Genomic DNA, 19795 nt, shown 5'->3' with positions numbered 1-19795 from the left:
CCTGGAGGGGACCCGGTTCCTCCGTATGGGCTACGGTGCGGCGCATGCCTAGTGTGCTCGTGGTCGAGGACGACCAGTTCGTGCGTTCCGCCCTCATACGGCACCTGACCGAGGCCTCGCACACGGTACGGAGTGTCGGCACGGCGCTCGAAGCGCTGCGCGAAGTCGCACACTTCCGCTTCGACGTCGTCGTCCTCGACCTCGGGCTCCCCGACCTCGACGGCGCCGAGGCCCTGAAGATGCTGCGCTCCATCACCGACGTACCCGTGATCATCGCGACCGCGCGGGACGACGAGGCCGAGATAGTCAGGCTGCTCAACGACGGTGCCGACGACTATCTGATCAAGCCGTTCTCGGTGGAGCACCTCTCCGCCCGTATGGCGGCCGTCCTGCGCCGTACCCAGGGGCCCGGCGCCCAGGCCCCGCCGCCGCGCGTCATCCAGGTCGGCGGACTGTCCGTCGACCCCCTGCGCCGGCAGGCCGAACTGGAGGGCACGGCCCTGGATCTGACCCGACGTGAATTCGACCTGCTGGCCTTCCTCGCGGGCCGCCCCGGCGTCGTCGTTCCGCGCCGCGAGCTGCTGGCCGAGGTCTGGAAGCAGTCCTACGGCGACGACCAGACCATCGACGTCCATCTCTCCTGGCTGCGCCGCAAGCTGGGCGAGACGGCCGCACGGCCGCGCTATCTGCACACCCTGCGCGGAGTCGGCGTCAAGCTCGAACCCCCGGCCCCGGGGCCGTCCGCATGAGATGGGCCCTGGTCAAGGTCTGTCTGGCCGTCACCGCCATGGTCGTGATCGCGTTTGCCGTACCGCTCGGACTCGTCATCAAGGAAATGGCCCGCGACCGCGCCTTCTCCGACGCCGAGCGGCAGGCCGCCACCATCGCCCCCACCCTCACCATCACCGCCGACCGCGAGGAACTGACCCGGGCCGTGCTGTCCACCGAGCCCGGCGGCCGGGGACGCCTCGCGGTGCACGTCCCCGCCGCGGAACAGGGCGGCGACCGCCTTGAGATCGGTACCCGGCGCGCCACCCGCGAGGACCTGGAGACCGTCGGCACGTCGGGGCGCGCCTCCATCGCCGAGGTGCCCGGCGGCTCCGCACTGCTCCAGCCCACCGCGTTGGGTTCCGGAGGCATCGCGGTCGTGGAGGTGTTCGTGCCCGAGGACGAGGTGGCCAACGGCGTCGGTACGGCCTGGCTGGTGCTCGCCGGCGTCGGTATCGCGCTGATCGTCGGCTCGGTGGCCGTGGCGGACCGGCTCGGTGTACGGATGGTGGAGCCCGCCCAGCGGCTCGCCGGCGCCGCCCAGGACCTGGGGGAGGGCCGGCTGGGGACCAGGGTGCCCGAGGAAGGCCCGACCGAACTCCGTTCCGCCGCAGTCGCGTTCAACTCCATGGCGGACCAGGTGGTCCAACTCCTGGCCAACGAGCGCGAACTGGCCGCCGACCTCTCGCACCGGCTCCGCACCCCGCTGACCGTCCTCCGCCTCAACGCCGCCTCGCTGGGTGAGGGGCCCGCCGCCGAGCAGACCAGGGCCGCCGTCGAGCAGCTGGAGCACGAGGTCGACACGATCATCCGTACGGCGCGGGAGCAGCGGCCGCAGACCCAGGGCGCGCAGACGGGTGCGGGCGCCGGGTGCGACGCGTCCGAGGTCATCCGGGAACGCATGGGGTTCTGGTCGGCGCTGGCCGAGGACGAGGGGCGTACGGTGCGCCTCGCGGGCGTGGACCGCACGGTACGGATCCCGGTCGCGAGGCCCGATCTGGCCGCCGCTCTGGACGCGTTGCTCGGCAACGTCTTCCGGCACACCCCGGAAGGCACGGCCTTCGCCGTCGATGTGCACCACAGCGGCGACGCGGTGCTCGTGCTGGTCTCGGACGCCGGACCAGGCATACCCGATCCGGAATCCGCCCTGGCCCGGGGCGGGAGCGGAAAGAACGCGGCGCGGGGTGCGGTCGGATCGACCGGCCTCGGCCTCGACATCGTCCGCAGGGTCGCCGAATCCACCGGCGGCGACCTGCGGATCGGGCGATCGGTGCTCGGCGGCACGGAGGTACGCATCTGGATCGGGCTCGACGGCGGCCCGGCCGAGCGCGCGCGCCGGGGACACCGGGTGGGGCGGCGCGGCGGACGGCGGGGGCCACGCGGAGTGAAGGGACGGAGCGCGGAATTCCGTCACGCCCCGGGCTCCGGCCCCGACCTTTAGGGCCCTGCGTCCGGAACAGGCTGGTCCCTGGTGCGGTGCCGGACCATGCGAGTCCGGCTGCTTCGCGCAGGCGCGGGTTCCTTCCTGCGGGATGCGCTTCTGGACCTTCCGGCCGGTGCGGCAGGGACGGGGCACGAGGAAGGTTCAGGGAGCGGGCGACGGTCCGGCGGGCGAGGCCTCGGTGCTCGATCCGAGAGGCGTCGCGTGGCTGAGACAGGTGGTGCTCGACCCCTCCGTGCGCCATCGACCGGTGCGGGTGTGGCCCGTCACGGTCACCTTCACCGAGTCGATGTCCGGGTCGGTGACGAGGTGAGCACTGGCTGCCGTGCAGATCAGCTGGTCGGTCGCGGTGCGGGAAAGCGGGCTTCGGAGGTACTGGGGGAGCTCGATCGACACCGTGTCGCCTTCCGTCCGTGTCTCCACCACGGACGACGCCGCTGTGGGAGCCGCGGCCTCCCGGGCCGGGTCCGGCGGAAACGACGGCAGTTCGGTGGTCAGGCCCTCGGACAGTTCCAGGACGGTCGGGCCCTCGAACACCGACGCCACGGCCTTGTCGGCACCGACCGCGTCCGTGGCCCTGCGGGGGACGGCGACCAGGGTGCCGTCGCCGACGAAGTAGAGCCAGCTCTCCGTCCCGCCCCTGCCGCGCCGGTCGTTCTTAACCGACGCCGATGCCCTCCTTAAGCAAACCCTAAGAACAGCAACGCGGGTCCCATGAGCCCCATTTGACCGGATCGCTGCGGCTAGCGTGCAGACGCAACCACCCCCCCGGCAGGACAGAGGCAGGCACGCGATGGGCATCAGTACGCACCGCCGCACGACGAGCACCCGCACGAAGGCGATCGGCGCCGTCGTCGCCGCGGCGGTCGTGGGCGGCACGGTCTTCGTGCTCACCGGTACGGCGCAGGCTGCGGCCGTCGGCGCGACGTACACGAGGGCCAGCGGCTGGGCCGGTGGGTACACCGGGCAGTACGTCGTCTCGAACGACACCGGGACGGTCCAGTCGGGGTGGACGCTCGCATTCGACCTGCCCGCCGGTACGAAGATCGACTCGCTCTGGAACGGTGAGCACACCGTCAGCGGCAATCACGTCACCGTGAAGCCCGCGCGCTGGAACAAGGACATCGCGCCGGGCGAGTCCGTGACGGTCGGCTTCGTCACCTCCTCCTCCGGCACCGCCGCGGACCCGGAGGACTGCCTCATCAACGAGGCCGCGTGCTCCGCGGACGGCGGAGCGACGCCGGAACCCGGCGGACGCCCGACCGGGGCCCCGACGTCTTCGCCGGCGCCGACGAAGAGCGCGACGCCCACGGAGACCGCGACGGCCGAGCCGACGAGCACTCCGACGGACGAGCCGTCAGGGCCTGTCGGCGGCACGGCCGGCGGGGCCGGGTTCGCCCCGTACATCGATACGTCGCTCCACCCCGCCTACGACCTGCTGGACACCGCGTCCAGGACGGGCGTCAAGGAGTTCAACCTGGCCTTCATCACGTCGGGCGGCAGCTGCGCCCCGCTGTGGGGCGGGGTCACGGGGCTCGCCGACGACAAGGTGGCCGCCCAGATCGACGCGCTACGGGCCGAGGGCGGTGACGTGCGGGTCTCCTTCGGAGGCGCGGCCGGCGCCGAACTGGCGCTGCACTGCTCCTCGGCGGCCGAGCTCGCCACGGCGTACGGCAAGGTCATCGACGCGTACGGGCTGACCAAGGTCGACTTCGACATCGAAGGCGGGGCGCTGCCGGACACCGCCGCCAACTCCCGCCGTTCGCAGGCCATCGCCCAGCTCCAGGAGTCGTACCCCGAGCTGGACGTCTCCTTCACCCTGCCCGTGATGCCCGAGGGGCTGACCCAGCCGGGCGTGGATCTGATCGCGGACGCGAAGGAGAACGGCGTCGCGATCGACGCGGTCAACATCATGGCGATGGACTACGGGGCGTCGTACAGCGGGGACATGGGCGATTACGCCGCCCAGGCGGCCACCGCCACGCAGGCCCAGCTCAAGGGGGTGCTCGGGCTCTCGGACGCGGCCGCCTGGAAGGCGGTCGCGGTCACCCCGATGATCGGGGTGAACGACGTCGTCACCGAGATCTTCACCGTGGAGGACGCCACGCAACTGGTGGAGTTCGCGCGGGAGAAGGGCATCGGCCGGCTGGCGATGTGGTCGGGTACGCGGGATGTGCAGTGCGCGGGCGGCGCGAAGCCGGCCGCGGACGCGACCTGCAGCTCGATCCTCCAGGAGCCGCTGGCCTTCACCAAGGCGCTCGGCGCCTTCGCGTAGTCCCCTCGGACCACCATTGACCACCACCGACGCGCGCCCCGGCCGGGCCCCCACCCCCCCCCACACCCGGCCGGGGCGCGCAGCCCCGTTGTCCCTCGGCGCTCGCCCTGGCGTGCGGAGGGCTCCGTCGTGTCCGGCCTTGTCCCACTCGTACGGAAGGAAGCGGAACCCTCTTGTCCCACTGTGGAGTTCGGGGAAAGAACACGGAAACGCCCCATGACCGCCCTGTGCACCCCCATGACGCCCTGCCCCGTTCATCTTCCGGCGGGCATCTCCGGATCGCAGGGGCTGTCGGCGCCCTTCCGGGCGTCGCTCGGAAAACCCGGCTCCGTACCGCTCCTCCCGGGGCCCAGAGGTACGAAAAGCCGCCCAACACCCCATTGACCTGCGGCAATTGAGACCCTCGCCCATGTCGGATGCAGGGGTTGAAGGTAAACGCAAGCCCTCGGCCGGACACGTTCCCGTGACTTGCAGGACACGCTCGGGCAACGGAAGCGTCTTCAACTCTTGACACCCACCCCCTTGAGGCAGCAATCTTCCGGCATCAGCGCATGGGAGCGCTCCCATATATCGAGGTATTTCGCTCGTACGGGGACGGCACCGCCCATGTCCTCTCCGTACCACTGGCACCCGCAGCCATCAGCGCGTATGCCGAGCAGATGAACGCCAGTCCCACCCTGGAACAAGGAGTAGTGGAATGCGCATCACCCGCACCGTCGCAGGTCGAAGCCGCAGAACCGCCATCATGGCTACCACGGGCCTCACGGCCACCGCCCTGCTGCTGACCGGCTGCGGCGGTTCCGACTCGGATTCCGAAGGGGCCGACGCGAACGGGAACATCACCCTGACCGTGGCAGACTTCGGGCAGTTCGGCTACAAGGAGGCCGGGCTCTTCGAGAAGTACCACGAGCTCCACCCGAACATCACGGTCAAGGCGAACACCGCGGCCGAAGAGCCGGTCTACTACACCAAGTTCCTCCAGCAGCTCAACACGGGCAGCGGCCTGGCCGACGTGCAGGGCATCGAGGTCGGCCGCGCCAAGGAACTCGTCGACACCAAGGCGGACGCCTTCGCCGACCTCTCCAAGGTGATCGACACCGACCAGTGGGTGAACTGGAAGGCGCTGCAGGCGACCGCTGAGGACGGGAAGGTCATCGGCGCCGGCACCGACATCGGCCCCATGTCCATCTGTTACCGCCGTGACCTCTTCGAGAAGGCCGGACTGCCCACCGACCGCGAGGAAGTCGCCGCGAAGCTCGCCGGCGGCTGGGAGGACTACCTCAAGCTCGGTGAGGAGTACAAGAAGAAGGCGCCCGAGGGCACCTTCTACATGGACTCCGCCAGTGCCATGTACAACGGCGTGGTCAGCTCCCACTCGGAGCAGTACTACGCGAAGAACGGCGACCCGATCTACAAGGAGAGCGCCGGCGTCAAGGAGGGCTGGAAGCTGGCCGCCGAGGCGGTCGACAAGAAGCTGACCCAGGGACTGGCCCAGTTCCAGGACCCGTGGAAGGCCGCTCTGCGCCAGGGCACCATGGCCACCGTGGCCTGCCCCGCATGGATGGCCGCCCAGATCGCCGAATACTCCGGTGACGAGTACAAGGGCAAGTGGGACATCACCCGCGCCCCGGGCGACACGGCGGCCAACTGGGGCGGTTCCTTCCTCTCCGTGCCCGCCAAGGGCAAGCACGTCAAGGAGGCGGGTGAGCTCGTCAAGTGGCTGACCGCGCCGGAGCAGCAGGCCGCCGTGTTCAAGGCCGCCGGTCTCTTCCCGTCGAACAAGGGCGCCTACGCCCTCCCTGACGTGAAGACCGCCAAGCTGGAGTACTTCAACAACGCCCCCATCGGTGAGATCTACGCCGAAGAGGCCAACGCCATCCCCGCCGCCGTTCTCGGCGCGAAGGACGGCAACATCAAGGACACCTTCTCCAAGCAGATCAACAACATGGAGCAGCGGGGCACCAAGCCGGACGCCGCCTGGGACGCCGCCGTCGACACCATCGACAAGGTGGTCGGCTGATCCTCCGCCGTGCGGGCGGCGGGACGTTCTCCACGCGTCCCGGCCGCCCGCGCCGGTGCCGGTTCATCACCGGCACCGTGGACCGCTTCCGACACCTGCACTCGACCCGACAGAGGTCCGGCCTGCCCCTGCGGTGTCGGCACACCCAGGGAAGGACTCCCACTCGTGGCAACCACGACCCCCACGCGGGGCACGCAAGGCTCAGAGCATCGCCGGCGCACTCCGAAGCCCATGACCCCCAGCCGCCAGGCATGGCGCAGCCGGCTGTGGCGCTTCGACGACAAGGCGTCGCCGTACGCGTACATCGCCCCGTTCTTCCTCGTCTTCGGCGCCTTCGGGCTGTATCCGCTCGTCTACACCGGCTGGATCGCCCTGCACAAGGTGGAGATGACAGGCCTCGACCAGATGGAATGGGTCGGCCTGGAGAACTTCAGCGACATCCTGCAGGATTCCGAGTTCTGGACCGCGGTCAGCAACACGTTCGTCATCGGCGTCATCTCGACCGTCCCGCAGCTGATGATCGCGCTGGGCCTGGCCCACCTGCTGAACTACAAACTGCGTGCCAGCACCTTCTGGCGCACGGTGATCCTCACCCCGTACGCAACCTCGGTGGCGTCCGCGGCCCTCGTCTTCGCCCTGGTGTTCCGGGCCGACGGCGGCCTGCTGAACTGGGTACTGGGGTTCTTCGGCGTGGGCGAGACGAACTGGGTCAACGGCCACTGGACGTCCAACATCGCCATCGCGGTCATCGTGATCTGGCGTTGGACGGGCTACAACACGCTGATCTACCTCGCCGCGATGCAGGCCGTCCCGTCCGATCTGTACGAGGCCGCCTCGCTCGACGGTGCCTCGCGCTGGCAGCAGTTCCGCAACGTCACGATCCCGGCGCTGCGACCGACGATCCTCTTCACGATCGTCATCTCGACCATCGGCTCGATGCAGCTCTTCGGGGAACCTCTCCTGCTCGAGGGGGGCACCAACGGCGCGACGGGCGGCACCGAGAACCAGTACGAGACGCTCAGCATCTACCTCTACAACTACGGCTGGAACCTCGGGCACCTCGGTACGGCCGCCGCGGTCGCCTGGGCCATGCTCGTCCTGCTGCTGCTCATTGCCGCGATCAACTGGCTCATCGGGCGCTTCATGCGCAAGACCGCGGCCTGACCGGGAGCGATATCCATGACCACCACCAGCCCCATCACCGCTCCGGACCGCCGCGTCTCCAAGGTCGCAACCGGCAGCGAACCCCCGAAACGCTGGCGCTTCCGGCCCGGAGCGGGCCGTCAGCACCACGCGGGTCCCTTCGCCTACATCGCCCTGGCCGTCGTGGGCCTCGGCTCGATCTTCCCGCTGTACTGGACGCTCGTGGCCGCGTCCCGCACCCAGGACGAGGTACTGGCCGCCACCCCGCCGCTCGTCCCGGGCGGCAATCTGTTCCACAACCTGGAGGCGGCCTGGGAACAGGCCCACCTCGGCAAGGCCATCGTCAACACCGCCGTCGTGGCCGGCTGCATCACGGCCGCGACGCTGTTCTTCTGCACCCTGGCCGGCTACGCCTTCGCCAAGATGCGCTTCAAAGGCCGCGGCGCACTGATGACAGCGGTCATCGCCACCCTGACGATCCCCCCGCAACTCAGCGTCGTCCCGCTGTTCATGATGATGTCGGACATCGGCTGGGGCGGTCAGCTGGAGTCGGTGATCTTCCCGACCCTGGTGAGCGCGTTCGGCGTGTTCTTCATGCGGCAGTACCTCCTGGAGGCGCTGCCGTACGAGCTCATCGAGGCGGGCAGGGTGGACGGGGCGAACAACCTCCGCGTCGTGTGGAGCATCGTGCTTCCGGTCGCCCGCCCGGCGATGATGGTGCTCGGCATGCTCACCTTCGTGCAGGCCTGGAACGACTTCTTCTGGCCCTATCTCGCCCTGAACCAGGAGAACCCGACGCTCCAGGTGGCACTCGGCCAGTTGAGCGCGTCCTACGTGCCCGACCAGAGCATCGTCATGGCGGGCGCGCTGATCAGCACCCTGCCGCTGCTCGTCGTCTTCGTGATCTTCGGCAAGCAGATCGTCGGGGGAATCATGGCCGGCGCCGTCAAGGGCTGACACGGCCCGCCGCTCCACCCCGGTCCGATCCCGGCCCGCCGTTCCGCATCCGGTCCGGCCCGGCCGTACCGTACGGCCTGTACCTGACCACAGGCCGTACGGGGCCGGCGCCCCCGCACTTCCTGTCCCTGTCCCTCCACCCATGGGAGCGCTCCCGCATGACTGCCGTACGACCCGACATCACCCCGAAGCAGGCACCCGAGGCACAGTTCCCCACGGGCTTCATCTGGGGTGCGGCGACCGCCTCCTACCAGGTCGAGGGCGCCGCAGCCGAGGACGGCCGCACGCCGTCCATCTGGGACACCTTCAGTCGTACGCCCGGCAAGGTGCGCAACGGCGACACCGGCGACATCGCCGCCGACCACTACCACCGCTACCGCGACGACGTCGCGCTCATGAAGCAGCTCGGGCTGAAGGCCTACCGCTTCTCCGTCTCCTGGTCCCGGGTCCAGCCCACCGGCCGCGGCCCCGCCGTGGAGCGCGGTCTGGACTTCTACCGCAAGCTCGTCGACGAGCTGCTGGACGCCGGCATCATGCCCGTCGCCACCCTCTACCACTGGGACCTGCCCCAGGAGCTCGAGGACGCCGGCGGCTGGCCCGAGCGAGTGACCGCCGACCGGTTCGCCGACTACGCCGCGATCGTCTCCGGCGCCCTCGGTGACCGCGTCGGCATGTGGACCACCCTCAATGAGCCGTGGTGCTCGGCCTACCTCGGTTACGGCTCCGGGGTGCACGCCCCCGGCCGCACCGAGCCCGCAGCCGCGCTGCAGGCGGCCCATCACCTCAACCTCGCCCATGGCCGGGCGATCGAGGTCCTGCGCGCCCAGCTCCCCGCTGCTGCGCAGACCTCGGTCACCCTCAACCTCCACCAGGTCCGCCCGCTCACCGGCAGCGAAGCCGACGCGGACGCCGCCCGCCGCATCGACGCGGTCGGCAACCGTGTCTTCACCGGTCCGATGCTGCGCGGGGAGTACCCCGAGGACCTGATCACCGACACCTCGCACCTGGTGGACTGGTCGAAGCTGGTCAAGGACGGCGACCTCGCCACCATCTCCCGTCCCGTGGACGCCCTCGGCATCAACTACTACACGCCGACCCTGGTCTCCACCCCGGTCAAGGGGGCCGACTACGCGCGCAGCGACGCCCACGGCGCCAGCGACCACTCCCCCTGGCCCGGCTCCGAGCACGTCGCCTTCCACCTCGCCGAGGGGAAGGAACGCACCGCGATGGACTGGGCGATCGACCCCAGCGGGCTCTACGACCTGCTCATGGACGTCACCCGGGACCACCCCGGCCTCCCGCTGATGGTCACGGAGAACGGCGCGGCGTTCGACGACTACGTCTCGCCCGAGGGCAAGGTCCAGGACCCCGAGCGGGTCGCCTACCTGCACGGTCACCTCGACGCCGTGCAGCGGGCCGTCGCCGACGGCGCGGACGTCCGCGGCTACTTCCTCTGGTCGCTGATGGACAACTTCGAGTGGGCGTACGGCTATTCGAAGCGCTTCGGTGCGGTCTACGTCGACTACGCCTCGCAGCGCCGCATCCCCAAGGCGAGCGCCCACTGGTACTCCGACGTGATCCGCCGCCACGCACTGCCTCCGGTCAGCACCGTCTGATCTCAGCCGGCACGAACGACCAGCACGAACAGCGGGACCCGGCGCACCGCCGGGTCCCGCTGCTCCGTGCCCGCCACCGGCCCGCCTCACGTGTTCGTCATCCGGACCCCGTACGCTTGGGAGCGCTCCCAAGGTGTGTGGCGCTGCAGAGACCCGTTGAGTCGGGACAAGTGCCGAGGGGTAGGACAGTGGGGCTTGGTTTGACCAACCCGCTGTGAGAAATTGACCGCGAACGGGAGGCAGCCATGGCGGCAGCGCGAGTACGAAGTGGCGGGCGGCCCACGCTCGAAGAGGTAGCGGCCCGGGCCGGAGTCGGGCGGGGCACGGCCTCACGCGTCATCAACGGCTCGCCGCGGGTCAGCGAACAGACCCGGGAGGCCGTCGAGGCGGCCGTCGCCGAGCTGGGATACGTCCCCAACCGTGCGGCCCGTGCGCTCGCGGGCAACCGCACGGACGCCATCGCCCTCGTCGTACCCGAATCCGAGACCCGGTTCTTCGCCGAGCCGTACTTCTCCGACATCGTGCGCGGTGTCGGGGCGGCCCTCGCCGACACGGAGATGCAGCTGCTGCTGACCCTCGCGGGCAACGACCGCGAGCGCCGCCGGCTGGCCCAGTACCTGACCGCACACCGGGTCGACGGGGTGCTCCTGGTCTCCGTCCACGCCGACGACCCGCTGCCGGACCTCCTCGAACAGCTCGGCATGCCCTCCGTGATCAGCGGACGTAGGCACGCGGCGGAGACGCTGCCCTCCGTCGACTCCGACAACTTCGAGGGCGCCCGAGCGGCCGTCGGCCACTTCGTGGCGCGGGGCCGCCGCTCCATCGCCACGATCACCGGCCGCCTGGACGTCTACGGCGCACAGCGTCGCCTCGACGGCTACCGCAAGGCCATCGCCGCGGCCGGCCTCGACCCGGACGAGCGGCTGATCGCGCCCGCCGACTTCAGCGAGGAGGGCGGCGCCCGGGCGATGCGGGAGCTGCTGGAACGGCGCCCCGACGTGGACGCGGTCTTCGCGGCCTCCGACGTGATGGCGGCGGGAGCCCGCCAGATCCTGCGCGAGTCCGGCCGCCGCATCCCCGACGACGTGGCCCTGATCGGCTTCGACGACTCGGCGGTGGCCCGCCACATGGACCCGCCCCTGACGAGCGTGCGCCAGCCGATCGAGGAGATGGGCCGCACGATGGCCCGCGTCCTGCTCCAGGAGATCGCGAGCCGCTCCTCGGGCGACACCGCAGCGGAGCGCCCGAGGATCGTGCTGCCCACGGAGCTGGTGGTGCGGGAGTCCTCCTGAGGTTCGCCGCCGTCGGCCGAGGACGGCCGAACATATGGTGAGCGAACTTTTTCACCGTTTCTCCATGCGGCATCCACGCGGCCGATAGGGTTCCCGGAGTCCGGCGAATGTGTGACGCACCACACGACGTCACGCAATGGTCTGCCGCACGTGCGCTCTGATCCGGCAGCGCATCTGGGGGCACGCATGCAGAAGATGATCAGAGGGGCGAACGTCGGGCTGGCCGCGCTCAGTGACAACGTCGGCTCGGTGACGATGAGCCTGGGGTGGAGCAGCCCGACGGGCGAGGGTGATGCGGACGTCTCCCTGTGGTTGCTCGGCGACAACGGCAAAGTACGCAGCGACGTCGACTTCTGTTTCCACAACAACCCGGTCGTCGGCAACGGCAGTGTCCAGCTGCTCGGGAAAGCCCCCACGGCCGACGGCTACGAGGATCGCATCCGTTGTGATCTCGACGCGGTACCGCCCGAGGTCGGGCAGATCGTGGTGGCCGCGAGCCGTTACGGCGGAGCCCATTTCGGGGATCTGAACGACCTCTACCTGACCCTCACGGACAGCTCCGGCACCGGTCTGGTCCAGTTCTCCGTCGAGGAAGCGGGCGATGTGGGCGCCTTCATCTTCGGAGAGCTCTACCGGCGCGCCGACGAGTGGAAGTTCCGTGCCGTCGGGCAGGGCTACGCGTCCGGCCTGGCCGGGCTGGAGGCGGACTTCGGTGTCGACAACGATGACGACGCCGGGGAGGAGGGGGTGGCGGCCCAGAGCCCGGACGGGGACGCTCTGCCCCACTCCGGCCCGCAGGTCGCGTCCCCGGCGGCGGTGCCTTCACCCCGAGCACCGGAGCCCGAGGCCGCGGCGAGCGCAGGGGAGGCGAGGAGCCAGGAGGAGCCCGCGGGGCAACCAGTGACCGAAGCTCCGATCGACGCTGTCGACGCCCACGGCGACGCCGACCGGGAGGCTGTCGAGCGGGAGCGGGCCGAGCTGCGGGAGTTCATCAAGGGTCTGAGCCCGGACGACATCAAGTCGGGCGGCTGGTTCACCAAGCTCAGCGCCCAGGCCATGAGCTCCTACACCGACAAGGTCGACTGGCAGTACTTCCAGGAGCGGTACGAGGGCGTACCCCCGGATGCCATCGTCGATCAGCGGATCAAGATGGCGGCTCGGTACGCCGCGCTCGAAGGCGGGCTGTCCGCCGGGGCCTACACGGCGGCCGTCGCCGCCACCATCGGGAGCCTCGGGGGTGCCTCGGCGGCGACCGTCCCGGCCGCCGTCGCGACCATGATGGTCGATGTCGCCTTCGTCACCCGGCTCCAGCTCCGCCTGGCCTACGACATCGCAGTCCTCTATCGGGTCCCGCTCGACCTGTCCGATCCCGAGGACATGTGGAAGCTCATCCGGGTGGCCTTCACGATCAAGAGCGGGGAAGCGGTCCGGGGAGGGGTGGTCAAGGCGGTCCCGGCCCTGGTGCGGCCGGTGATCAAGCGCTTCTACTCCGGAGGGGTGCTGACCGCCGGGAGAGGCCTCCCCGTCGTCGGGAAGTACCTCCTGCAGCGCAACGTCATCAAGATCGGTATCCCCCTGGTCGGCGTTCCCCTCGCGGTGGTGCTGAACCGCTATACGACGCTGCTCGCGGGGCGGCACGCGCAAGCCGTCTTCCGGAACGAGGCGCGGGTGATCGAACTCGCCGAGGGGCTGAGCAAGCGGAGTCAGCACCCGCAGTTGATGCTGTGGATCGCGTGGCTCGTCGTCATGGCGGACGAGAAGATCGCGGACGACGAGACGTTGCTGATGCGGCACCTGGTGAGACTGGTGCGGGATCAGCACCAGGTGGTCGATGAACAGCTCGCTCACCTTGTCGACATCGACCCCGCCGAGGTGTGGCGACGAGTGGACGCCGAGCCAGGGGATCTGAGCGACCTCCTCGACGCGGCCGACCGGGTGGCCACTGTGGACGGTGACGTCAACGCGCGCGAGGAAGCCGTCATCTCCGAGCTTCGAGACCGCTGCTGCCGGGTCTGACGCCGGCCCCCCAGCAGACATGCCGTCAGGCAACGGCCTCGGGCTGTGTCAAGTGCCCCCATGGAAGGAGGGCCGACAGTGCTCTGTCGGCCCTCCAGGGTTTCGGTGTGTGCCGCGGTTCCGGTCAGATCCGGCCGCCGGTGAGGCGGGTGATCGGGCCGGCGTGGGTCCTGGCCGTCTGGCGGCCGAGGGCGAACGCGCCGCCGACGAGGCCGCCGAGACCCGCTGCGGCACCCACGGCTATGGCCTTGCGATGCTTGACGACGGTCCACGCGTTGGTCGCCGTCGAGGTCACCTTGCCCGCCGTGTCCAGGACCGTCTGCCGACTCGTGTCCCAGCCGGCGACAGCGGCCCGCTTCGTCGCCAGGCCGGCCGACCGCACACCGGTCTCCGCCGACTCGGCGGCGTCCTGCGCCGATGACTTGGCCTTCGAGGCTGCGACCGCCGAGCCGGACCTGGCCTGGTGCCCGGCCGCCGCAGTGGTCTGTCGCCCCTTGGCGGCGGCCGTCCGGGCACCCGTACCGGCCTTCGCCGCAGAACCGTTCACGTTCTTCCTGGTTTCTTCGCTCTCTGCAGTCATGGTGTTCGTGTTACCTCTCGGCGCGGCTCGAAACGGGCTGGCGGAACTCAGCCGGAATCCCGTGGGAGCAGCGAACCCAGCGGGCCGAGGTCCAGGTTGAGGTCCTCCATGGTGAGGTCGTAGCGCTCGCAGAGCTCCGCCATCCGGTCCTGGAGGATCATCAGCGTCATCCCGATGCGCTCTTCCTGTTCCTCACGCAGATCGCCCACGTCGACCCGGTGCAGAGCGGTGCGCTCCATGAGCTGGCGCAGCAGTTCGACGATCGTCAGCACCAGTTTGATGAGGTCGCGTTCCACCGTGTCCGGGTCGGTCTCCAGGCGCTGTGCCAAGCCGTCGCGGGTGCTCCGGTCGTCGGGCCCTGCGGGTACGAGGTCGAAGGCGTGTGCCGCGGCCTGGGCGACCTCCTGGAGGCTCGTCGCCTGCGGACGCGTATCCGCCTTCTCGGGTGCCTCGGGCATGGGGTCCTCCTCGTTCATCGGCCGTTGTCGCGCCAGGACGTGCGTGCGGCCCTCACCACGGCGCCGGTTCCTCCGACGTGATCGACCGGATCACGGCTCTCAGGTTGATGTGGACGAGGTCGACGTCGGCGACGGAGAGAACCAGGTCTCCCGTCAGCACCGCGCCCCCGTTCAACAACCGGTCCAGCAGGTCGATGAGTGCCACCTGGCGCCCGGCCAGTGACTCGACGGAGTCTTCGCTCATCGAGGCTCACCGCCGCCCGCCGCGGGCGGAGTGGCGAAGGAGTACGGCGCCCAGGGGCCGGTGACCTCCACGCGTACGCCCGGTACGCCGTCGGCGAGCCCCGTGAGCGCCGCGCGGAACGTGTCGGCCCGGGCGCCGTCGACCAGGTAGGCGTCGTTGACGATGTTCTCGCCGGCGGTCTGGGCCAGATCTCCCTGCTGCGGGCGGTGCGTGACGTGCGCCTCGGCGATGCCGCTCACCCGGGAGGGCACCTCGGCCGCCACCGCGCCCGCCGCCCGGTAGGTCGCACGGTGGTTCTGCTGCTGGGCACGGCGCCGTTGCAGATAGGCCCGCCCCGGGCTTGCCGCCGTGTCCGGCTCCGGCGCCCGGCTGCTCACCGTGACCGCCTCGCGCGGGTCGGCGTAGACCTTGACGCCGAGTTCGACGTGGCCTTCGAGACGGGCGAGCAAGGCGGCGAACTCAGGCTCGCGCGCGCCGAGCATCCCGCGCACGCGCTCGTCGTCGAGGTAGACCGTCGCCAGGCGCATGGGCAGTACGGTCGCGTGCTCGTACGCCGCCTCGACGACCGCGTGGTGGGTCCGGGCCAGCACCTCCAGCCGGCCGAGATCCTCCATCTGCTCCTTCATACCGTCGGTTCCGTAGAGGCGGGAGGGAACGGACGAGGTCAGGGCCACGAGGTCGCCGGCGCGGACCGCTCGCAGAGCGGCCCCCTCCAGGCCCGGCCGGCCCGTGAGCGTCGCCTCGAGAGGGGTTCCGGCGCGGCTGACGGCGTAGACGTAGGACATGACCGGGCCGGCCGGAGGGGTTGCTTCCGCAGTCACTTCGGCTCCTCACTTTCCGCGTGCGCGGCCTGACCGGCCGGCAGCCCCACAGCGGCGCGCAGCTCGGCTATCTCGGCCCGCAGCCGTGCGTTCTCGGCCTCCACCTGGTTCGTTGCGGGAGCGTCGCGCACCTCCGGCCTCTGTTCCGGGCGGGCCCGGGAGGAGAGCGAGGGATCGTGCTCCCACCAGTCGATGCCCATCTCCTTGGCCTTGTCCACGGAAGCGACAAGCAACCGCAGCTTGATCGTCAGGAGTTCGATGTCGAGCAGGTTGATCTGGATGTCACCCGCGATGACGACGCCCTTGTCCAGGACGCGCTCGAGGATGTCGGCCAGATTCGCGGAGGACTGCTGCTGGCCGTACGGAGACGCTGCCGAAGAGGCCCCCATGCGGCCGGCCAGTGAGTCGGTCACGTCGGATCAGTCCCCTCGTGCTGTGGGCGGAGCATGTCAGCTGCGGGCGGAAGAGGTACGGCGGCTGGTACGCGGGGCCGGTTCCTCTTCTTCGTCCTCAAGGGGTTCCTCCTCCGCTTCCTCGTCCTCGTCCTCGTAGGGGCCCTCGTCCTCGTAGGCGTCCTCGGCCCGGGGCTCGTCGTCGGCAGGTTCGTCCTCCTCGGCCTCGTCCTCCGGGGCCAGTTCCCCGTCCTCGTCGTCGTACTCCGCGGCGGGATCCTCGTCCTCCCCGTCGGCGGGTGCGCCGTCGGCCCCGTCGGCGTGCCCGGAGTCCGCCTCGTCGTCCCGCTCGGGCCCCTCCGACTCCGAGCCGTTCCCCTCCTCGGCGCGGGCTTCCTCCTCCTCGACGGCCTCGTCGTGCTCCAGAACGACCTCGCCGTCGCGGATCTCACCGCGCCAGCCGTCGGTCGCCTCTCCGCGCATCATGATGAACTTGCGGTACAGCTTCAGATCGAGGCGGGCCCTGCGGCCCTGGGCGCGCCAGATGTTGCCGGTCTTCTCGAAGAGCCCCTTGGGGAAGTACTCGAGAACGAGCAGGACCCGCGTCAGGTTGTCGGTGACGGCGTGAAAGGTCACCACGCCCTTGACCGTTCCCTTGGCACCCTCGGTGGTCCAGGTGATCCGCTCGTCCGGTACCTGCTCGGTGACGTTCGCCTTCCAGCTGCGCGTGGACTTGGCGACCTTCACCTTCCAGTTGCTGCTGGTGTCGTCGGCCTTCTCGACACTCACGACGCCCTTGGCGAAGGTGCTGAACTCCTGGAACTGCGTCCACTGGTCGTAGGCCTCGCGCACCGGCACGCCGACGTCGATGTCCTCGCAGATCGTGACGCTCTTCGACGTGCTGCCGCCGCCCTTGCGCCCCTTGCCGAACAACCCCTTGACCTTGTCCTTGAGAACGTCCTTCACCTGCGCGGCACCCGCGCCGACCGCTGCCCGGGCCGGAGACTTGCCCTCACCGAGAGCCTTGCCTCCCTTGGCGAGGCCCTTCACCGCGCCGCCGGGGGAGTCCTTGCCGTCCGCGAGTCTGCCGACCCCCTCACCGAGCTTGTGACCGAGGCTGGTGACCGCGTGCTGCGCCCGGGCCCGGAGGTAGTCCTGCAGCTCTTCCTTGAGACGGTCGGTGGCGGGATTCTTCGCGACGTCGTCCTTGAACTTGCTGAAAGCCGTGTCAGTCATTTGCTGCCACCCCGCTCCCGGCGCGCGCTCGAGGAAGCCGTCCTACGGGCCCCGGAGGCGGCCTTGCGCGTGGCCGGAGCAGCCTTCTTCCGGGCGCCGCCCGCGGACCTGGCCGCCTTCTTGGCCTTGGTGGCGCGGCGCGGGGCCGGCTTCTCCTCGGTGTCCTCGCTGTCCGTGTCCTCGCTGTCCGTGTCCGCGTCGTCCGTGTCCGCGTCGTCCTGCGCGTCCTCCGCCCGTCCGCCGGACGGATCCCCGAGTTCGAGGGTGCGTTTGCGCAGAGAGTCGGCGAGGCCGGTCGCGCGGTCCGTAAGGGCGTTGGTGGCGGCCGTCTTCGTGGCGCCCACCAGTTCATTGCGGACCTGGTCGTTCAGCGTGCCGAGGAGCGGTGATTCGGCCAGCATCCTGCCGAGCTGCTTCGGGTCCAGGCTCAGCTTCTTGCCGGCCAGGAACATGCCGAAGCCGATGGCAAGCTTGGCCTTCTTCGTACGACCCAGCAGGTAGCCACCCACCAGGGCCACGCCTATTTTCGCGTTGCCGGTCATCTGCTTTGCACCTCAATCTCCCAAGATCAGGAATTTTCGTTCAGGCGTCTCTGACGGGTCTCGCATTCGGCGAGCCAATCCAGCAATTCGTCCTCGCGCCGGTCGAACTCTTCATCGCCGATGTTTCCGCTCAGCAATTCACGCTCCAATTCGGCCAGTCGCGTGCGTACCGGGCCGGGGTCGTAGTGCTCGCGTTCGGCGGCCAGCACCACTTGGTCGAGGACCCAGACCGTGCCACGTACCGGGGCGAGAGGAAGGGTGAGCAGCTGGGAAATGAGGCCCATGCGCGGGTACCTCCCCTCTGCGAGGGATGTATGTCAGACGAAGCTGTAGGGCGGGAGCGGGCCGTTGAGCGCGAAGGTGTAGTCGTCACCCCTGCGCTCGGCCTCTTCGTGGACCGCCTGCGAGAAAGCGGACGCCTCGTCGCGCCGCACGAGGTAGGACACGTTCAGGAAGTGGGTCTTCGTGGGTTCTCCTTCGGAGACCCGTTCCGCGGCATCCGCCAGTGCGGTCGCCACTTCCCTTCCCACTGTTTCCTGCCTGGCCTGAATTTCGTGCGACACGAGCTCGCCGAGGGCCATCTTCTGGTCCTGCGCCCCCGGATTCTGCCGGGTGTACTCGCTGAGCCGCCGGGCTTCCGGCGATTCCGTGAGTATTTCCCGCAGCAGGCTCTCCTCTTCGCGAGAGACCTTCACGTTGTACTCGAGACGGCCGTCCAGCTCGGAAAGGCGGGTCGTGTAGCCGTCCTTCCCCTGCTCGAGCGCGGCACGTACCTGTTCGTCGTCCGGCCCCACCAGGCCGAACCGCATCGGCAGAGCCGCGCCGTCGGCCATCAGCCGCTCCAGCACACTCTGGTGAGCGACGAGGTCACGTCGCTTCGCCCGTAGTTCGGCCGGGGTGTCGCTGACCACCGCGCCGAGCTCGCCCGTCCTGACGGTGCGCAGGTCCGACGCCGGTTCCCCGACTCCGGACAGACCATCCAGCCGCAGAGGGTGGTCGGCCGCGGTGATGGCGTAGATGTAGGTCGGCATGGGTTACTCCCCCCGCTGGGACGTACGGCGGCTGCTGCTCGAAGCGGAGGCCTTGCGTGCCGGCCGCTTCTCCTTCTCGTGTTCGTCGGAGTCGTCGCGGCCGCCCTGGAAGGAGTCCGTGAAGGCTTCGACGGCGCCGGTCAGCGCCCCTTTCGACTTGCCCTTGGCACCGCTCTCCATCGTGTCCCCGACTATGTCGGTGAGCTGAGTGGGAGCCTTGCGGCCCGACTCCAGGTCCAGCCGGTTGCACGCCTCGGCGAAACGCAGATACGTATCCACGCTGGCCACCACGACACGTACGTCGATCTTGAGGATCTCGATTCCGACGAGCGAGACACGCACGAAGGCATCGATGACGAGCCCCCTGTCGAGAATGAGCTCAAGAACGTCGTAGAGATTTCCGGATCCACCCCCGCTGTTGGAGGCGTTGCTCTGCTGCACGAGACTCATGGTCGGTCTTCCTTCCGATGAGTTGTTTTTCTGCGGTTACGGCTGCTCGTCGGGCAGATCAGCGTTCGACCTGTCCTCGCGAGTACCGTCGAATTCGTTCGTAACCCACGAGTTGGCCCTGGCCGTCGAGGTTGACGCGATAGGAGGCCATGACACTCATGGTGTCCGGGATCTTGTCGATCTCGACGACTTCCACGTGCGCCGTCCAGCCGTCGTCCGTCGCATTCAGCGAAGACACCGAATCGGGTGTGCGCTGGAGGAGTTGAGCAAGTTGCTGTGCTGCGTTCCGCATCGCCGTGGAGACATCGACCCGGCCGTCACCACCACTGCTGCCGGATTCGCTCTTGGTGTTCTCGCTCGTCGCCATCTGTTTCACCTGCCGCGCGTCATCGTGGCTTCTCGTCGGCTTCCTGTCGGCTTCGTTCGGTCAGCCATTCGTTCGGGGATGCAGTTCGCGTGCCCATGGGACCCGAACGTATGCATGAACGTTCCTCGCGCTTTCCGTACCGCCGC

At 69.4% G+C, this 19795-nt stretch carries 21 protein-coding genes; 9 read left to right on the top strand and 12 right to left on the bottom strand.

What is annotated here, in order from left to right; translation table 11 throughout:
* The first annotated feature begins 44 nt into the window (after positions 1-44).
* Positions 45-749, top strand: coding sequence for a response regulator transcription factor (locus tag ACWD04_RS04575; protein WP_451128043.1), 705 nt, complete (start codon positions 45-47; stop codon positions 747-749).
* Entirely contained in the window at positions 746-2209 is a 1464-nt protein-coding gene (locus tag ACWD04_RS04570) for a sensor histidine kinase (protein ID WP_451128041.1), read from the top strand. Before ACWD04_RS04575 ends, ACWD04_RS04570 begins: the two co-directional genes overlap by 4 nt.
* Before the next feature lie 144 nt (positions 2210-2353).
* Here the strand turns inward: ACWD04_RS04570 and ACWD04_RS04565 are convergent, their stop codons facing one another.
* Positions 2354-2755: a hypothetical protein gene (locus ACWD04_RS04565; protein ID WP_451128039.1), complete on the bottom strand. Its 402-nt coding sequence runs from the start codon at positions 2753-2755 to the stop codon at positions 2354-2356.
* Positions 2756-3002: 247 nt separating this feature from the next.
* On the opposite strand from ACWD04_RS04565, the gene ACWD04_RS04560 reads away from it, so the two are divergent.
* The 7 genes from ACWD04_RS04560 to ACWD04_RS04530 all read left to right on the top strand — a co-directional run bounded on the left by ACWD04_RS04560 (position 3003) and on the right by ACWD04_RS04530 (position 13528).
* Positions 3003-4484: a cellulose binding domain-containing protein gene (locus ACWD04_RS04560; RefSeq protein ID WP_451128037.1), complete on the top strand. Its 1482-nt coding sequence runs from the start codon at positions 3003-3005 to the stop codon at positions 4482-4484.
* Positions 4485-5181: 697 nt separating this feature from the next.
* Positions 5182-6504 (top strand): ABC transporter substrate-binding protein, encoded by a 1323-nt coding sequence (locus tag ACWD04_RS04555; RefSeq protein ID WP_451128035.1) that lies wholly within the window; start codon positions 5182-5184, stop codon positions 6502-6504.
* A gap of 165 nt (positions 6505-6669) precedes the next feature.
* Positions 6670-7668, top strand: a complete 999-nt coding sequence (locus ACWD04_RS04550) for a carbohydrate ABC transporter permease (RefSeq protein WP_451128033.1) — start codon at positions 6670-6672, stop codon at positions 7666-7668.
* 15 nt (positions 7669-7683) lie between these two features.
* Positions 7684-8604 (top strand): carbohydrate ABC transporter permease, encoded by a 921-nt coding sequence (locus ACWD04_RS04545; protein WP_451128031.1) that lies wholly within the window; start codon positions 7684-7686, stop codon positions 8602-8604.
* Positions 8605-8762: 158 nt separating this feature from the next.
* On the top strand, positions 8763-10220 hold the full coding sequence (locus tag ACWD04_RS04540) for a GH1 family beta-glucosidase (RefSeq protein WP_451128029.1): 1458 nt from the start codon (positions 8763-8765) through the stop codon (positions 10218-10220).
* A gap of 245 nt (positions 10221-10465) precedes the next feature.
* On the top strand, positions 10466-11512 hold the full coding sequence (locus ACWD04_RS04535; RefSeq protein WP_451128027.1) for a LacI family DNA-binding transcriptional regulator: 1047 nt from the start codon (positions 10466-10468) through the stop codon (positions 11510-11512).
* Positions 11513-11698: 186 nt separating this feature from the next.
* Complete coding sequence (locus ACWD04_RS04530; protein WP_451128025.1) at positions 11699-13528, top strand: TerD family protein; 1830 nt, start codon at positions 11699-11701, stop codon at positions 13526-13528.
* Between the two features lie 124 nt (positions 13529-13652).
* On the opposite strand, the gene ACWD04_RS04525 is transcribed toward ACWD04_RS04530, so the two are convergent.
* The 11 genes from ACWD04_RS04525 to ACWD04_RS04475 are packed head-to-tail and all read right to left on the bottom strand — an operon-like array spanning position 13653 to position 19649.
* Entirely contained in the window at positions 13653-14108 is a 456-nt protein-coding gene (locus ACWD04_RS04525) for a hypothetical protein (protein ID WP_451128023.1), read from the bottom strand.
* A 47-nt stretch (positions 14109-14155) separates the two neighbouring features.
* Positions 14156-14566, bottom strand: a complete 411-nt coding sequence (locus ACWD04_RS04520; protein ID WP_451128021.1) for a gas vesicle protein K — start codon at positions 14564-14566, stop codon at positions 14156-14158.
* Between the two features lie 52 nt (positions 14567-14618).
* Positions 14619-14810 (bottom strand): gas vesicle protein, encoded by a 192-nt coding sequence (locus ACWD04_RS04515; RefSeq protein WP_451128019.1) that lies wholly within the window; start codon positions 14808-14810, stop codon positions 14619-14621.
* The gene (locus ACWD04_RS04510; protein ID WP_451128017.1) at positions 14807-15631 is read right to left on the bottom strand and encodes a GvpL/GvpF family gas vesicle protein; all 825 of its coding nucleotides are present in this window, start codon (positions 15629-15631) and stop codon (positions 14807-14809) included. The genes ACWD04_RS04515 and ACWD04_RS04510 overlap by 4 nt, the downstream gene beginning before the upstream one ends.
* The gene (gvpJ, locus tag ACWD04_RS04505; RefSeq protein ID WP_451128015.1) at positions 15628-16044 is read right to left on the bottom strand and encodes a gas vesicle protein GvpJ; all 417 of its coding nucleotides are present in this window, start codon (positions 16042-16044) and stop codon (positions 15628-15630) included. The genes ACWD04_RS04510 and gvpJ overlap by 4 nt, the downstream gene beginning before the upstream one ends.
* 36 nt (positions 16045-16080) lie before the next feature.
* Positions 16081-17259 (bottom strand): SRPBCC family protein, encoded by a 1179-nt coding sequence (locus ACWD04_RS04500; RefSeq protein WP_451128013.1) that lies wholly within the window; start codon positions 17257-17259, stop codon positions 16081-16083.
* Positions 17256-17801 (bottom strand): hypothetical protein, encoded by a 546-nt coding sequence (locus ACWD04_RS04495; RefSeq protein ID WP_451128011.1) that lies wholly within the window; start codon positions 17799-17801, stop codon positions 17256-17258. Before ACWD04_RS04495 ends, ACWD04_RS04500 begins: the two co-directional genes overlap by 4 nt.
* Positions 17802-17827: 26 nt before the next feature.
* Positions 17828-18085 carry a gas vesicle protein GvpG gene (locus ACWD04_RS04490; protein ID WP_451128009.1) on the bottom strand — a complete coding sequence of 86 codons (258 nt, stop codon included), beginning with the start codon at positions 18083-18085 and terminating at the stop codon, positions 17828-17830.
* A 33-nt stretch (positions 18086-18118) separates the two neighbouring features.
* Positions 18119-18832, bottom strand: coding sequence for a GvpL/GvpF family gas vesicle protein (locus tag ACWD04_RS04485; RefSeq protein WP_451128007.1), 714 nt, complete (start codon positions 18830-18832; stop codon positions 18119-18121).
* A gap of 3 nt (positions 18833-18835) precedes the next feature.
* Positions 18836-19282, bottom strand: coding sequence for a gas vesicle structural protein GvpA (locus tag ACWD04_RS04480; protein WP_451128005.1), 447 nt, complete (start codon positions 19280-19282; stop codon positions 18836-18838).
* A 58-nt stretch (positions 19283-19340) separates the two neighbouring features.
* Complete coding sequence (locus ACWD04_RS04475; protein ID WP_451128003.1) at positions 19341-19649, bottom strand: gas vesicle protein GvpO; 309 nt, start codon at positions 19647-19649, stop codon at positions 19341-19343.
* Between the last annotated feature and the right edge of the window lie 146 nt (positions 19650-19795).

This window comes from Streptomyces sp. NPDC002911 (genome assembly GCF_053591835.1).
The sequence above is the reverse complement of the archived record's forward strand: the minus strand, read 5'-3'. Positions and strand labels throughout refer to the sequence as shown.